13 protein-coding genes are annotated in these 14,848 nt (G+C 61.0%); 6 read left to right on the top strand and 7 right to left on the bottom strand.

Going from position 1 to position 14,848, the window contains the following annotated elements; translation table 11 throughout:
- Window positions 1-123 precede the first annotated feature (123 nt).
- The 4 genes from MTX36_RS16510 to MTX36_RS16495 all read right to left on the bottom strand — a co-directional run bounded on the left by MTX36_RS16510 (window position 124) and on the right by MTX36_RS16495 (window position 3,515).
- Entirely contained in the window at window positions 124-1,563 is a 1,440-nt protein-coding gene (locus MTX36_RS16510) for an ABC transporter substrate-binding protein (RefSeq protein WP_243620813.1), read from the bottom strand.
- A 471-nt stretch (window positions 1,564-2,034) separates the two neighbouring features.
- The gene (locus tag MTX36_RS16505; RefSeq protein WP_243620812.1) at window positions 2,035-2,403 is read right to left on the bottom strand and encodes a nuclear transport factor 2 family protein; all 369 of its coding nucleotides are present in this window, start codon (window positions 2,401-2,403) and stop codon (window positions 2,035-2,037) included.
- Window positions 2,400-2,972 (bottom strand): VOC family protein, encoded by a 573-nt coding sequence (locus MTX36_RS16500; protein ID WP_243620811.1) that lies wholly within the window; start codon window positions 2,970-2,972, stop codon window positions 2,400-2,402. The genes MTX36_RS16505 and MTX36_RS16500 overlap by 4 nt, the downstream gene beginning before the upstream one ends.
- A 174-nt stretch (window positions 2,973-3,146) precedes the next feature.
- Window positions 3,147-3,515, bottom strand: a complete 369-nt coding sequence (locus MTX36_RS16495; RefSeq protein WP_243620810.1) for a nuclear transport factor 2 family protein — start codon at window positions 3,513-3,515, stop codon at window positions 3,147-3,149.
- A 230-nt stretch (window positions 3,516-3,745) separates the two neighbouring features.
- On the opposite strand from MTX36_RS16495, the gene MTX36_RS16490 reads away from it, so the two are divergent.
- The 4 genes from MTX36_RS16490 to MTX36_RS16475 all read left to right on the top strand — a co-directional run bounded on the left by MTX36_RS16490 (window position 3,746) and on the right by MTX36_RS16475 (window position 8,638).
- Window positions 3,746-4,567, top strand: coding sequence for a helix-turn-helix domain-containing protein (locus MTX36_RS16490; protein ID WP_243620809.1), 822 nt, complete (start codon window positions 3,746-3,748; stop codon window positions 4,565-4,567).
- A gap of 249 nt (window positions 4,568-4,816) precedes the next feature.
- Entirely contained in the window at window positions 4,817-6,475 is a 1,659-nt protein-coding gene (locus tag MTX36_RS16485; protein ID WP_243620808.1) for a long-chain-fatty-acid--CoA ligase, read from the top strand.
- 189 nt (window positions 6,476-6,664) lie between these two features.
- Window positions 6,665-7,522: an aspartate/glutamate racemase family protein gene (locus tag MTX36_RS16480; protein WP_243620807.1), complete on the top strand. Its 858-nt coding sequence runs from the start codon at window positions 6,665-6,667 to the stop codon at window positions 7,520-7,522.
- A gap of 15 nt (window positions 7,523-7,537) precedes the next feature.
- Window positions 7,538-8,638 (top strand): nuclear transport factor 2 family protein, encoded by a 1,101-nt coding sequence (locus MTX36_RS16475; protein ID WP_243620806.1) that lies wholly within the window; start codon window positions 7,538-7,540, stop codon window positions 8,636-8,638.
- Between the two features lie 476 nt (window positions 8,639-9,114).
- On the opposite strand, the gene MTX36_RS16470 is transcribed toward MTX36_RS16475, so the two are convergent.
- Both MTX36_RS16470 and MTX36_RS16465 read right to left on the bottom strand, forming a co-directional pair.
- The gene (locus MTX36_RS16470) at window positions 9,115-10,053 is read right to left on the bottom strand and encodes an SMP-30/gluconolactonase/LRE family protein (protein ID WP_243620805.1); all 939 of its coding nucleotides are present in this window, start codon (window positions 10,051-10,053) and stop codon (window positions 9,115-9,117) included.
- Window positions 10,054-10,107: 54 nt separating this feature from the next.
- Window positions 10,108-11,643, bottom strand: coding sequence for a class I adenylate-forming enzyme family protein (locus MTX36_RS16465; protein WP_243620804.1), 1,536 nt, complete (start codon window positions 11,641-11,643; stop codon window positions 10,108-10,110).
- A gap of 271 nt (window positions 11,644-11,914) precedes the next feature.
- Between MTX36_RS16465 and MTX36_RS16460 the strand changes: the two genes are divergently transcribed.
- The gene (locus MTX36_RS16460; RefSeq protein WP_243620803.1) at window positions 11,915-12,784 is read left to right on the top strand and encodes a hydroxymethylglutaryl-CoA lyase; all 870 of its coding nucleotides are present in this window, start codon (window positions 11,915-11,917) and stop codon (window positions 12,782-12,784) included.
- Here the strand turns inward: MTX36_RS16460 and MTX36_RS16455 are convergent.
- Complete coding sequence (locus MTX36_RS16455) at window positions 12,710-13,483, bottom strand: GntR family transcriptional regulator (RefSeq protein ID WP_169634112.1); 774 nt, start codon at window positions 13,481-13,483, stop codon at window positions 12,710-12,712. The two genes, MTX36_RS16460 and MTX36_RS16455, sit on opposite strands and share 75 nt — an antisense overlap.
- Window positions 13,484-13,615: 132 nt before the next feature.
- Between MTX36_RS16455 and MTX36_RS16450 the strand changes: the two genes are divergently transcribed.
- Window positions 13,616-14,830, top strand: coding sequence for a CaiB/BaiF CoA-transferase family protein (locus MTX36_RS16450; RefSeq protein WP_243620802.1), 1,215 nt, complete (start codon window positions 13,616-13,618; stop codon window positions 14,828-14,830).
- Window positions 14,831-14,848 lie beyond the last annotated feature (18 nt).

Here is a 14,848-nt window from a genome sequence, read left to right as displayed (position 1 = left end):
TGAAAATGGTATGAATATTACTGTGTAACAGGGTAATACAAGGAAGCAGCCCCGCCGATCGAATTCATCGGCGGGGCTGCTTCGTTTGCTCGAATGTCCATGACAAGTCGAGGCGGGTGCTGCCTAGTCCGAGATCCAGATCTTGTCGAAGAGTGTCAGCCCATCCATGCCAGGCTTTGCGTCGTGGACATTCGGTGCCCAGGTGACGAAGTTTGCGCCCGAACCCAACGGCACGATCGGCGCATCCTCGTTGAGAATAGTCTGCATTTCCTCGAATCCGGCCCGGCGATCCTCCGCAGTGGCGGCAGTCTGAATCTTGAAGATCACCTCATCCATCTTGGGATTGCCGTAGCCACTTACGTTTTGGCTGGATCCCGTCGTGAGCAGGCCTTGAAGCCGCAGGAGCGGGGCGGAGTCGGGTACCGCTGTGCCACCAACGCTCACATCGAAGTCGTGAGTCACATAGAATACTTTGGCAATATCATTCTTGGTCGCATTGGGCTGGATCTCAACTTCGAAGCCGACATTTTGGAGCAGAGACTGCATCGCCAGCGCCAGATCGATCGACGCCGGATCTGTCAGCGATGCGAACGTCAATTTTCCGTTGTATCCATCTGCTTTAGCCTCATTGACAAGCTTGCGGGCGGCCTCGACGTCCTGAGTAGGACCGGGGATCGACCCGTGCATGTTGGACCACTCTTGGAACAGTTCGAGTCCAGGGGAGTTCAGTCCGTCCCTGGCGCGTTGATTGATCACGGCAGGGTCGATAGCCTTCGCAATTGCCTGCCGGACCCGGATATCGTGGGCGGCACGGCCTTCCCTGATGTTGATAAGGCCGTTGTCGACCATGCTTACCGGCTCGTAGTAACCGGGGAACTCGGCGCGCATCGTCTCGATGGCCTCACCCCCTCTGAGATACGCCATCTGCACCTCGCCAGTCTTGAGAGCGTCGACCATTGGCTGTTCACCGTGAAGATCTACGAACTTGAGTCCGCCAATTCTCGGCTTCCCGCCCCAATAGTCCTCGCGTGGCGCAAGAACGAGTTCGACTCCGGGATTGACAGATTTGACGGTGAACGGTCCAGCACCGATCGGGTCGACAAATTTTCCGTCCTTGAACGAGTCCGGATGAGTAATCATGCCGAACCCTGAAGTCAGGAGTGTGGGAAAGTCGTTCCACGGATTGTTCAGGTAGTAGGTCACGGTTTGGGGGTCGGGCGTCTCCATGGATCGCACGTTCGCCCGGAACTGGTCGGTGTTTGTTGCGTTGCCCTCGGTCATGCGATTGGTGCTGGCAACAACGGCCGCCGCGTCCAGGGTGTCGCCATTGCTGAACTTGACCCCGTCACGAAGTTTGACGGTCCATGAAAGTCTGTCGGGAGCCTCGGTGATCGACTCGGCCATCTGAGGAACAATGCCTGCCGATTCTGGGTCCCACCGCACCAGGACGTCGTAAATTGCGGCCATTTCGGTGCCGCCGAGCCAGGCGGAGGTTCTGCCCTTGATCGGGTCGAGAGTATTGGTCAGTGCATGAGATGCATACGTCAGAGTCGCATTTTCCAAAGCGGTTCCCTCGGGTGACTGCTCGCCAATCACCTCAGCCCTAACGAGTTTCGGTGCGTTGCTGCTGTCAGATGAGCCGGCGGAGGAAGCGCATCCGGAGGCTATGAGCCCACAAGTCGATATGAGAACCAAGGCGGAAAGCGCCCGCCTTTGAATTATTCGCTTCATTGCCATCCTTCAGGGGTGTGTCAATAGACCTGGCGCGCGTTCACGCTGAGACTGGGAATTGGATGCAGTTGGCTCGCCGACCACCAAGCGAGACTCACGTCACGTACAGCACCGTAGCAGAAGTAAGTTCTTCCTGGAAGAGGAAACTGGGAGGGCGTGTACTCGGTCGTGAGGTCGATTACGCCGCAGCATTTTTTCTGCGATCTCGAGACGGGGTGAATCTTCTTGTGCGGCAATCTGGTACAACGAAAAGCCCCGCTGATCGATTTGATCGGCAGGGCTTTTCTATTGACTGCGTTCTACTCAGGCGAAGACCTTGCGGAGTTGCCCTGCATCCAGGTATTCCTCGATGCGGCGGACCTTGCCGCCGTCGACGAATACCCGAAAGATCGTGGGCACGTTGACGGTCTTGTCTCCGATGGTCGCCCGGATGACGTGCTGGCGCATAAAGCCATCTTCGAGGGCAACGCAGCGCGGCTCGTCGTAACCGAAATCGTCGTAGCGGGTGGGGATGCCCGAAAGGATGCGGAGGTTGTCCTCGCGGGACTGCTCGGCGTTGTCCCAGTTGTGCCAGATCTTCACGTCGTCGTGATAGATCGCGTCGAGTACAGCGACATTGCCGAGCACGAGGGCTCCGAACATCTTGTCGGCGAGTTCGAGCATCTTGCTCACTTGGCGGCCGCCCCAACCGGGGTGCCAAGGCCGCCGTCGGAGGTTCGCGGCGCGTGCTTGACGTCGTCCTCGCGCAGTTCGCGCGTCCAAGCCGCGAACTCGAGCAGGATGCCATCGGGGTCGAAGAAGTAGATCGACTTCACGAAGGTGGAGTCGCTGTCCCCGAAGCTGATCCCGCGCTCGGACAAGTCGTGGTTGAGCATGGGGCCGGTCTGTACGCCCTTGGCTTCGAGCTTGGCCTTGTACTCGTCGAACTTGTCGAGCGGGATCTTGAACGAGACGTGGTTCATGGAGCCGTGTGCCGACGCAATCTCCTTGCCGATGCCGGGGATTGCTGCGGGCGCCGCAATGCCGGGGGCGTGCGGCGCGGCATCGGCGAACCAGAAGAATGCGATGAACTGTCCGCCGCCCATGTCGAAGAAGAAGTGCTGGCCGCCGCCAGGCAGGGAGAGTGTCATGGACAGCTTCATGCCCAGGACGTTGGTGTAAAAGTCGACGGTGCGTTCCATGTCCTGGCACACCAGCGCCAAATGGCATACGCCACCGAGCTCGAATTCTGTATTTGTCATCTCACACTCTCCTTGCTTTGTGACGCTCATCGCGCCGCTTCCTCGGTTCGAGGGTATTACCGGGTGTTCGGTTCGTCAAGACCTATCGATCGCTAAGTTTCGAACATCAGGTTGATCGTGATAGGCATCGAACCCCTCGCGTCATGTTTCTTCGGGGTGTTTTCGCGGGTCAGGTCAGCTGAAGACGACGTCGAGTTGGCCGCGATCGAAGTACTCCTCGATGCGGTGGATCTTGCCGCTCTCGACGTACACGCGCAGGATTGCGGGAACGTTGACGGTCTTTTCTCCGATCGTGGCCTTGATGACGTGCTGGCGGAGAAAGCCATCCTCGACGGCAGTGTGGCGGACGTCCTCGTAGCCGAAGGCGTCGTAGCGTCCGGAGATTCCCGCGAGGGTTGCGAGGTTGTCCTCACGGGTTTGGTTGACGTTGTCGAAGTTGTGCCAGACGGTCACGTCGTCGCGGTAGAAGCCGGCCACTGCGTCGATGTCGCCGCCCTCGACGGCGTTGAAGAACTGGGCTGCGAACTCGAGGATGTCGCTCATTGGGGGGTGTCCTTACTGGCGCCCTGGTCGACGCCGTCTGTGTATGCGTGGTGGGAGAGGCACGTAGTCGACTCATGCTCGACTCATGCTGTGACGTGCGTCGCTCGCGCGTCTCGTGGAGACCGTATTGCCGATTGTTCGGATCGTCAAGATCTATCGATCGCTAAATTTCGAACGAATGGTGGCCGACCAGCCGTGTAGTTGCGGGTCGGCGGGATACCGTGGTGCCCATGGCGGCAACGGGACGAATCGGTGGGGACGGGCTAGGTGCCAGAATGCGCGCGGCGCGTATCGAGCGTGACGTGGGGCTCCGTCAGCTGGCACAACAGATCGGCATGAGTCCGTCATCGCTGAGTGAGTTCGAGAACGGAAAGAGTCTGCCGGGGGCGGAGCGCCTGCAGGCTCTGGCAACCGTGCTCGGAGTGCAGCTTGATCTGCGCCCGCCCGAGCCCACTGGCCAACGGTTCGAGGATTGGCGGGACTTCGAACGGCTGGACCTCACCCCGGTCTTTCGGGCGGCGCTCGACGTCTTTGTGGAGGTGGGCTTCCATGGGGCCACCGTCAGGATGGTCGCCGACCGGTGTGGATTGTCGATGGCCGGTGTGTATTACCACGTGGAGAGTAAGGACGCACTGCTCACGGCATTGTTGCAGGAAGCGATGGCCGAGCTCATCAGTCGATGCGTGTCTGCAGATGCCGAAGCGGATTCACCTGCTCAGAGGGTGACGAATCTTGTCGAGTGCGTGATCCTGTTCCATACGTACCGTCAGGCCTCGGCGGTGCTCGCGTCCACGGAACTCCGTTCGCTTGACGAGTCTGGCAGGTTGCGCCATCTCCAGTCGCGACGGAAGGTTCGGGAAATTATTCAGTCGGCGGTGGAGGCTTGCCGCGACGACGGGCGGGTCGGAACAGTGCCGGCGACGTCGACTGCCACCGCGATCGTCACGATGTGCGTTGCCGTAGCCGATTGGTACCGGCCGGGGACTAGCCCGTCGCCGCGCGAGATTGCGAAGGAGTACGCCGATCTCGCGCTAGCCATGGTTGGTGCTTGAGTACGTCCTGGCGGTCTCAGGTTTCGGACTTCGTCCTTGACTAGGGCTGTTGGCCTATGCAATTCTCTTTGCAGAGATAAGTTCTGCAATGCAGAATGATGCGGTAAATGGGCGTGCATACCCACGAAACATAAAGTCCAGGCAGCACGTTCAGGTTCCTTGGCGTCACGGGCAAATGCGCGTCACGCGTTGGGTCAGCATCCGGCACCTCAATGCCGCCCGCAACTAACCGGATTCGAGGAGTGCGCAATGACCGCGATTGTCCAGGGACATCCGTCGACGAATGACGATTCTTATCAGCTCAACACGACCACGTTGATCCGTCATTCGGCGCGTAACTACCCCGAGCGCGAGATCGTCTATCGCACGAGTGGCGGGGGATGGGACCGCTACACGTACGCCGACGCGTATGCACGCATCAAGCGGATCGCGAACGCCCTGACCGATCTGGGTGTCGCGCCCGGTGATGTCGTGGGAATCCTGGACTGGAACAGCAAGCGGCATTTCGAGCTCTACTGGGCGATCCCCGGCACCGGAGCAGTGATGCTGCAGATGAACCTGCGCCTGGCGCCCGAGGATGTTGGTTACGTTGCGACGCACGGCGGTGCGTCTGTCGTTCTGGTGGACGAGAGTTTGCTGAGTGTCGCGGAGTCGGTGGCGCCATTCGCGCCGGAGATCACGTGGGTTGTGATGTCCGACAAGCCTTTATCCGACATCGTCACCACGTTGCCGAATGTCCGTCATTTCGAAGACCTCGTCGCGAAGGCATCGCCGGAGATCGACTGGCCGATGATCGACGAGAGCTCCGCTTACAGTGCTTGCTACACGACCGGGACCACTGGTCGGCCCAAAGGCGTTTACTACTCGCATCGAGCGATCTATCTGCACACCCTGACGCAGGCCTCGTCCTACGCGATGAGCGCAGCCGACGCGGTCATGCTGATTACGCCGATGTTCCACAGTCAGTCCTGGGGTTTGCCGCAGTCCGCTGTCTACGTCGCGGCCAAGGTCGTTCTGCCCGGACGGTATTCGGCCGAGGACACCAATATGCTGGCGGATGTGATGATCGCCGAGGGTGTCACTGTCGCGAACGGTGCTCCGGCAATCTTCCAGCCGATGCTCGACTACATCAAGACTCTCGACGTCAAGCCGGACTTCAGTCGAACTCGGTTGTTGTCCGGCGCTACTGAGCCCGCGCTCTCGCTCATGCGTGGGTTCCATGACTTGACCGGGGCTGATTTCATCCATGCCTACGGGGCTACCGAGACTGCCCCGATGGCTTTTGTCAACTACGGCCGCAAGGTCACCTTGCAGGGCAAGGTGTCGGAGGACGAATGGTGGAACATCAAGCGCTATCAGGGTCTTCCCGCGGGCGGTGTCGACGTGCGGATCGTGGATACCGAGGACAACGACTTGCCTCACGACGGCAAGAGTCAGGGCGAGGTCCTGCTGAAGGGGCCGTGGATCACCGCGAGATACCACAAGCTTGACGACGATGCCGACCGATTCCTTGACGGCTACTGGCGAAGCGGTGACATCGGAACCATCGACGAGAACGGCTATCTCAAACTTGCGGATCGGCTCAAAGATGTCATCAAGAGTGGTGGCGAATGGATTTCGTCGATCGACATGGAAAACGCGATCATTGCGCATCCTCGGGTAGCCGAGGCCGCAGTGATCGGTGTCGAGCATCCGAAGTGGCAGGAACGTCCGGTCGTCATCATGGTGACGACGGACGGTGAGGACGTTGTTCTCGCGGAGATCCATGCGCTTCTCCAAGGTGCATTTGCCAAATGGCAGCTCCCGGACACAATCCTGTATGTCGATGCGCTTCCACGTACGAGCGTGGGCAAGCTCGACAAGAAGGTCATGCGCGTTCAGCACGGGGATCTTTACCGGGACGCCTAGGATTCGTGAAGCCCGGCCAGTGCGATTTTCGTACTGGCCGGGCTTTGTTGTATCTGTTTGTTGCGCAGTCTTTTCCGGGCTTCTCGGCGTCGGATTCGTCATTCTTCACAGTAGAAAGTACTTCTGATAGCCTCATCACAGGAGTCGCTGGAAGTGGCTCGAATCACCTGAGAAATCAAGGAGAGTCAGTTGACCAAGCGGATCGCATATCTCGAAATGAATACTGGCAACCCGAAGAGTCCGGTCCCCGATCGCCTGATCGCGCCCGGGTACGCCGTCGAGTCGGTATACACGGAGATTCGAGTGACCCCGATCGACGCGGTCGACCTCTTGCTCTCCGATGTTGTTTACGCGGAGGCCGCCATGCGGGCCGCTCGCGACGGGTACGCCGGAGTGATGATCGGCGGTGTTCCGGACTACGGTTTGGCTGCCGCACGCGCCGCTGCTGATATCCCGGTGGTCGGTAGTGGTGAGGCCAGCCTGCTGGCTGCAGCGGCTCTCGGCGAGAAGTTCAGCATCGTCACGATCTGGCCGGAGACAATGGACTTCGTCTACGAGCGTCTCCTGCGCGATAATCCTGTTGGACGGCAGTGCATCTCGGTACGCTACGTCTCGACCCATGCTGAGCAGAGCACTCTGGCCGATGAAGACAATTTCCTCACTCAGATGAAGGCCGGACGCGAGGACATCATCGAGCGCATCCTTGTCGAGATCGAACTCGCAGTTCGAGACGGTGCCAAGTCGGTCATCCTGGGTTGCAACTGCATGAGCCCGGTCGCCGAGATCCTCGCTGCCCGCTCGAGTGTCCCCATCGTGGACCCGACCACGGCCGGCTACCGCCAGCTCGAGACGCTGATCGAGCTCGGCTTGCGTCCGGCGCGGGATCCGCGGGTGCCGCGATCTGAGCGCCAGGAGCTTTTTGCCGAGATGGTGCAGGCGGCGGATCTCGCCTTCGGTGCTGATCTGGAAGACTGCCCGGTGTGCGTGCTCAACGACGACGGCACCGCTTCGTGTGATCTGCCGGCAAGCGTGCCTGCCGAAGCGTAGGACGGACAGAGGTACATGAGCACTACGTACACGCTCGAATCACTATCTGCCCGAGCAGAAATCGAAGATGTGATCCACCGATACTGCCATGCGACGGATCGTCGGCGCTGGTGGTTGATGGACTCGGTTTTCCACGAGGATGCGACTTGTCGGTTGTCCTCGATCGGCGGAAGTTGGCGCGAATTCGTCGCGCAAGGCTCCGCGCTTCTCGAACCTGTCGACGCGACGCATCACCAGGTCGGCAACATCATGATTGCGTTCGACGGGACCGTCGCACATGTCGAGACCTATGTGACGGCATTCCATGCCGTGCCGCATGATGCGCCTGCCGGTGGGTCGTTCGGTGGCATGGGCGAGGCTTACGAAGTTATGCTCGGTGCTCGCTATATCGACCGATTCGAGCTCCGCGACGGTCGCTGGCGGATTGCGGACCGACGCCTGCTCACGGAGTGGCGCAATCACCGTCCGTCGCGAGAAGGCGGCCTGGCTGCTGTCACTGCGCGGGCACGGGGACAGCGAGAGGACGGTATCTCAGGATCGGTCGTCGAGGGTTGGCGCACAAACGATCTCGGCCGAGCGGACGTCAGTCGGCTTGTTGACCGCGCCGAAATCGCCGATGTTGTCAATCGCTTCTGCCATGCCGTGGATCGGAACCGCTGGGAACTGATGGCGAGCGTATTCCACGAGGACGGGAAAACTGTCTTCATCGGAAACGAGCTGCCCTGGCAGAAGATGGTGGAGAACGCACGCGTGTCGATGGGTTCCCTCGAGCGCACTCATCATCAGACGGGCAACATGCTCTTTTCATTCGACGGTGACGTCGCTGAAGTTGAAACCTACGTCACTGCCTACCACCGAGTTCCGCCCACAGCTCCCACAAATGCGTTCTGGGACGGCCGAAGTGAGGATTACGAGGGCGTTGCGGGCGGTCGGTACCTCGACCGGTTCGAGCGTCGCGCCGGTCGCTGGCACATGGTCGAGCACCGGACCTTTGTCGAGTGGCGTCATGACCACGACGTCGCGGAAGGCTCGCTGGCTCAAACCCCGTCGAGTATGCGAGGGCAGCGCGGGGATGCGGATGCATCGCTTTTGGTGGTAGCAGCATTGCTGGACTGATTGTCGTTATGCGGCAGGCGCTGGGCGCGGGTGACCAACCGTCGCCCCGGTCCGTCCTCATTCGGGGATAGCGGGTCGGGGCGCACGAGCCCGAAAGGCACTGCCTTGTCCCGTACTGATTCACACGCACCGCTGTGGGTTCGCCTGACTCGTCGTGAGTTGGGTATCGAAGCGTCCCATGATCATCGCGGTGAACTCTGCGATCTTCCGCCTATCCCGGTGTTCGATTGGTCGTCGCAGTCACAGGGAACCTGCTGCTGGACATTCACTTACACCGGAACCCGGATCTGCTGCTGTTCGCTCTGCTACGACGGCGAGGGTCGCCGGCGTGATCTTCGGCAGGAGCGGCGCCGCACGGTATCTCGGATTTCAGCCGATCTTCGGCGTTGGCGAATCGGAGACAGCGCAGTATTCGACGATATCTCCACGCCGCATCGTCGCTGCGATTGGTGGTGACGATGCGGCGTGCGGGACTGTCAGACCAAGGAACCCTGGTTGTTGAGAACGAGACCAGCTCGGGGCCAGTCGAATCGGAGCAGCTTGCCGGTGCTCGATGCGGTGACGTACGCCGTTCGCATATCCTCGCCTCCCCAGCAGATGTTTGTGATGCCGGGATCTCCGTCGGTGTCGATGCTGACGAACTCGACCAATTCGCCGTCCGGACTGATCACACAAATACCGGGTGTCGCCAGCGATGCGACGCAGATGTTGCCATTGGCTTCGACACCGAGCGAGTCGAAGTAGCGGAAGTCGGGCGAACCCCAGAGGAAGTTTCCACCGCCGGAGCCGGCGAGTGTCTGGCCACCGACGATTTCGCCGGGACCGGTAACGTCCCACCACCAGACCCGCGCGGTGTACGTCTCGCTGACGTAGAGGCGCGTGCCGTCGGGGGAGAGGCCGATTCCGTTGGGGCCATTCATCTCTGAGGCGACTAGGCGGATGGATGAACCATCGCTGGTGCCGTAGTAGAGGCGACCATGGTCGGTACCGCGTTCGTTACTTTTGCCGTGGTCCGTGAAGTAGAAGCCGCCATGCGCGTCGAAGACAATATCGTTGGGGCCGCGGAGTGGGACGCCGTCGCATTCGGTGTAGAGCGTCTCGACCTCGCCGGTTTCGAGATCGACAGCTTGGATGCTGCCGCTGGTGTAGTCCTCGGGGGTGCCTCCGGCGAAGACGTAGCCGTACACTTCGGTGGCGATCATCCCGCCGCAGTTGGCGATGTACGCGCGGCCGTCGGGGCCGATAGCGGTGCCGTTGGGGCCACCGCCGACCTCTGCGACCACGGTGTTGGTGCCGTCGGGAGTGACTCGAGTGAGCGTGCCGCGGTGAATCTCGACGACCAATGCGTCGCCGTTGGGCAGTGCTACCGGCCCCTCCGGGAACTTGAGTCCGGTGGTGACAACTGTGAAAGACATCGGGGTCTCCTCGGTTCGTGTGCTGCGGGAGTTCGTGTGCTGCAGGTGTTAGCGTCAGTTGGTCGCGAACTGATCGCGCAGGACGTTCTTGCGAATCTTGCCGCTGACGGTTTGGGGCATTTCGTCGATGAAGATGACCTTGCGGGGCTGCTTGAAGGCGGCGAGCTGCGACTTGCAGCTGGTGACAACATCGTCGGCGGTAAGCGTGGTGCCGGGCTTGCGGACGACGACGGCGGTGACAACCTCGCCCCACTTTTCGTCGGGCGTTCCGATGACGGCCGCCCCCAGGACGTCGGAGTTGGTGTAGATCGCGTTCTCGACCTCGCTGGAGTACACGTTCTCGCCGCCGGAGATGATCATGTCCTTGGCTCGATCGACGATGTAGAGGAAACCCTCCTCGTCCTGACGTGCCAGGTCGCCGGTGTGGAACCAACCGCCCTCGAAACTCTGGGCATTCGCCTCCGGATTGCCGAAGTAGCCGTTGGTCACCTGGTCACCTCGAACGACGATCTCACCGATTTCTCCGGTGGGGCAGTCATTTTCGAGCGGGTCGACGACGCGGACATCGACGAGGGACATCGGCTTGCCGACGGCGTCGAGCAGGTGCTCCTCGCCGTTGGCTGCGCGGATATGCGCAGCTTTGTCGAGCGTGAGCATGTTGCCGCCGAGTTCTGTCATTCCCATGCCCGCATAGACGACTGGCCCGAACCGATCAATGGTCTGGCGCAACACATCTGCCGGGATTTTGGACGCCCCGTAGCCCATCCACTCGAGGCTGCTCAGGTCGTAGTCGTTGATCTTCGGATGTGCGAGAAGCATTTGCATCATGGTCGGAGCGAAGCCGCCGCTGGTTACGCGGTTGTCCTGCACCAACTGCATCCAGCGTTCGGGGTCCCAGCCAGACATCATCACCACTGATCCGCCGTGGAACTGGTGCAGCGGGGTCAGATAGCCCGCGATGTGGCACAGGGGCATTGCGTTGAGGAAGCAGGTATCCGGACGCGGGTCGTACTCGATCGCGGACTGGATCAGAGCGGTGTTGAGGTTGCGATGGCTCAACCGGGCTCCCTTGGGCTTGCCCGTCGTTCCGCTCGTGTACAGGATCCAGGCATCGTCGTCATCGCTGATCTGAAGCTGGGGGGCAATCGTCGACGCGGACTGGAGGACGTTTTCGTAGGTCGTGAAACCCGTTGCGCCCTCGCCGATCACGACGATGTGTTCGACGCTCGTGAGTTCGGATCGATAATCAGCGATCACCTCGAGATACTTGGCTTCCACCATCAGCACACGAGCCCCGGAATCATTGAGGATCCAGACCCACTCTTTGGGGTGCAGGCGGTAGTTGAGCAGGGTCAGGACCATTCCGGCAGCCGGGACACCGTAGTAGGCCTCGACGTACTCGAGACTGTTTTCGGACAGCAGGGCCACTCGGTCGCCGGGAGCTGCAAGACCGCTCAAACCGTTGGCCAGGCGTAGTGCGCGCTGGTGGAGTTGGGCGTAGGTCCGGGTATCGGATCCGTCATCCATTGCGAGTGCAGTCTTGTGGGGGAAGCGAGTGGCGTTCCGCCGTAGAAGATCGCTGTACAACATGTGGGGCTCCAGTCGAAACGAGATCAAGCGGCCGTGAATTGCACACAATCTAACTCAGAAGTGCCATGGATCACAAGCGAATGCCGGAGGCGGTTGGATGATCGGACTTGAATTTCAACAGGTGGAATGGTGGTGGCGTGTAGACGGTGACCGGTTTTCGCGATGTTGCCGACTCCGGTGTGGAAAATGGTTTGTATACAATAATTCGTGATCAGTGTATGGCTTGCCGAGCAGCGCTGGAAAGGAAGGGTATGCCGTGGAGATTGTTGAAGTGAGTCCTCGAGACGGGCTGCAGAACGAGGCAGTACAGGTTTCGACGGCGAACAAGATTGCGCTGATCGAGCGGGCCATTGCTTCCGGGCTACGTCGCATCGAGGCCACCAGCTTCGTGCACCCGGCCGCGGTGCCGCAGATGGCCGATGCGGAGGCCGTCATGGCCGGGGTGCCTCGTCGTGACGATGTTTCGTACAGCGGTCTCGTACTCAATCGCCGCGGCTTCGATCGCGCGGTGGCAGCAGGCGTGAACGAGGTCAACGTCGTCGTCGTGGCGTCGGAAACCTTCAGTCAGCGCAACCAACGCATGTCGGTCGCGGACTCGGTGCACATAGTGCGTGATCTCGTCGCCGATGCCCGGTCCGCCGGCATCGGGGTGTCGGCCACCATCGCCACCGCGTTCGGTTGTCCGTTCGAGGGGGAGGTGTCCGAGTCTGCGGTCCTTGCCCTGGCGGGGCAGATGGCCGAGTTGGGGGTGGACGAGATCGCGCTGGCCGACACGATCGGGGTGGGAGTGCCTGCCCAGGTAGCACGATTGGTCGCAGGGGCCGCGGCGATCGCGCCCGGAATTCGGTTGCGCGCCCATTTTCACAACACGCGCAACACCGGCTATGCAAACGCTGTCGCGGCAATCGATTCAGGTGTGACAGTGTTGGATTCGTCGATCGGCGGAATTGGCGGATGCCCCTTCGCTCCGGATGCCACCGGCAACATCGCGACCGAGGATCTGGTCTATCTCCTCGACCGCAGTGGAATCGCCACGGGTGCTCTGCTTCCCGAATTGATCACGGCGTCAGACTGGCTCGGCGGGGTACTCGGGGCTCAGGTTCCCGGCCAGCTCGCCCGCGCCGGCGGTTTCCCACGCTGAGACGCCGAACAACTCGTCCACCTCGTCGCTGCTGGTTACCGCGAGGTGGGCGAGAAGTACATCGCGGCCCTGAAGGACGTGCTCGTGCATAAGTGCGGACGCCCGGCTTCCATCGCCGGCGACGATCGCGTCGCGAATGAGCTGATGGAACAGGTGCGACCGCTCGGTCTGGGCGCGGTCGTACTGGCGGAATGCCTGGAAGACCAATGGAACGTCGGTGGTCCGTTCGAGCAGGCGACTCAGTCGCTCGTGCTTTGCACCGGCCATGATGGCTCGGTGGATCTGGCTGTTTGCCGTGTCGACCGCTCGAACTTGCTCGACAGGGTCAACCGAAGTGAGTGTCAGGGCGAGCGCAAAAGCTTCGATCCCCGCGTCGAGAACCTTCTGAGTGGCGGGGTCGATGCGCGAGGCAGCCAGTTCCGCGGCATACGCCTCGAGTCGGGCGCGAAGTCCGTACAGGTCCGAGACATCCTCCACCGACAGGGTTCGGACGATGGATCCACGGTTCGGCTCGCTGAGCACAAGACCTTCGGCCTCGAGTCTCCGAAGCGCCTCGCGCACCGGTGTGCGGGACAGCGAGAACTGCTCGGCGATCCGTTGTTCGATCAGACGCTGGCCAGGCTTGTAGCGTCCTTCGACGATCGCCTGACGGATCTGGGAGTAGGCGACCTGACCCGGTGCCTGCGGTGTGGTTGCCACGGTGCCTCTTCGTTTGATGTGGGTTTGATGCGAAACAAGCCTATCCCGACAGACTTTCTGTCTTTGTATGCAGGAGTGGCGTGTTTCAGGGATATTATCGAGCATTGTCGCCAGATTGTGTACAATTTCGCCATGACTACAACTTCCGGTCCGCTCAGCGGCCTGCGCGTGCTCGAACTGGGAAACTTCATCGCCGGCCCTTTCGCGGGCCAGTTGTTGGGCGATTACGGGGCCGAGGTGCTCAAGATCGAGGCGCCCGAATCTGGTGACTCGATGCGGCGGTGGGGTGTCACGGTGGACGGCGAAAGCCTGTGGTGGCCCTCGATTGCCCGGAATAAGAAGTCGGTGGCGATCGACCTGCGCCAGCCTGACGGGCGCGAATTGGTGCGCAAGCTGGTCGCCGAAGCTGACATCGTTCTCGAGAACTTCAGGCCCGGCACGCTCGCGAAGTGGGGGATGGACTACCCGACCCTCTCGGAAATCAACCCGCGCGTCATCCTCGTTCATGTCTCGGGGTTCGGTCAGAACGGGCCGCGCTCGACGGATGCAGGTTTCGGCAGCGTCGGTGAGGCGATGGGCGGAATCCGTCACACGACAGGCAATCCCGGACTACCTCCGACCCGCGTGGGCATCAGCCTCGGGGACTCCTTGGCTGCTCTGTTCGCAGTGATCGGAACCCTTGCAGCGGTCCATGAGCGGTCTGTCAGTGGCCGGGGTCAGGAAGTGGACGTCGCGATCTACGAGGCAGTGGCGGCCTTGATGGAATCAACGATGGCCGATCATGAAATCGGCGGAATCACCCGCGGGCGTACGGGATCGGTGCTGCCCCGCGTGGCGCCGTCGAATGTGTATCCCACGTCGGACGGAGCTGAGGTCATCATCGCCGCCAATGCCGATACCGTCTTCCGTCGGCTCTGCACTGCAATGGGTCGTCCCGAGTTGGCTGACGATCCGAAGTTCGCAACCCATGGCCCGCGCGGCGACAACATGGCTGAGATCGACGCCATCATCGGTGAGTGGACATCGACGATGAGCGGCGATGTGCTGTTGAAGACCATGGAGGACAACAGTGTTCCGGCCGGCCGAATCTACACGGCACCGGACATGCTCGCCGATCCGCAGTATGCCGCGCGAGACATGGTGGTCCGCCTCGTCAACCAGTTCGGGGTTGCAGTTCCCGCCGCCGGCGTCGTACCTAAGTTCTCCCGGTCGCAGCCGGCCACTCCGGTGCCGGGGCCTGGTCTGGGCGAACATACTCGGGAAGTCCTCGCCTCGCTGGCCGGTGTCGATGACAGTCAATGGGCTGACTTGGAGTCTGCCGGTACCGCCGTTCAAGCGACCAACTGACGTGACGACGAAGGCCTC

The organism is Rhodococcus sp. ARC_M6 (assembly GCF_022810305.1).
Lineage (GTDB): Bacteria > Actinomycetota > Actinomycetes > Mycobacteriales > Mycobacteriaceae > Rhodococcus_F.
This window is presented reverse-complemented; position numbering and strand designations above follow the sequence as displayed.

Coding starts and splice junctions, on each gene's coding strand:
- MTX36_RS16500 (WP_243620811.1), bottom strand. CDS start 2,972: ATGACAAATACAGAATTCGAGCTCGGTGGCGTATGCCATTTGGCGCTG.
- MTX36_RS16495 (WP_243620810.1), bottom strand. CDS start 3,515: ATGAGCGACATCCTCGAGTTCGCAGCCCAGTTCTTCAACGCCGTCGAG.
- MTX36_RS16490 (WP_243620809.1), top strand. CDS start 3,746: ATGGCGGCAACGGGACGAATCGGTGGGGACGGGCTAGGTGCCAGAATG.
- MTX36_RS16485 (WP_243620808.1), top strand. CDS start 4,817: ATGACCGCGATTGTCCAGGGACATCCGTCGACGAATGACGATTCTTAT.
- MTX36_RS16475 (WP_243620806.1), top strand. CDS start 7,538: ATGAGCACTACGTACACGCTCGAATCACTATCTGCCCGAGCAGAAATC.
- MTX36_RS16470 (WP_243620805.1), bottom strand. CDS start 10,053: ATGTCTTTCACAGTTGTCACCACCGGACTCAAGTTCCCGGAGGGGCCG.
- MTX36_RS16465 (WP_243620804.1), bottom strand. CDS start 11,643: ATGTTGTACAGCGATCTTCTACGGCGGAACGCCACTCGCTTCCCCCAC.
- MTX36_RS16450 (WP_243620802.1), top strand. CDS start 13,616: ATGACTACAACTTCCGGTCCGCTCAGCGGCCTGCGCGTGCTCGAACTG.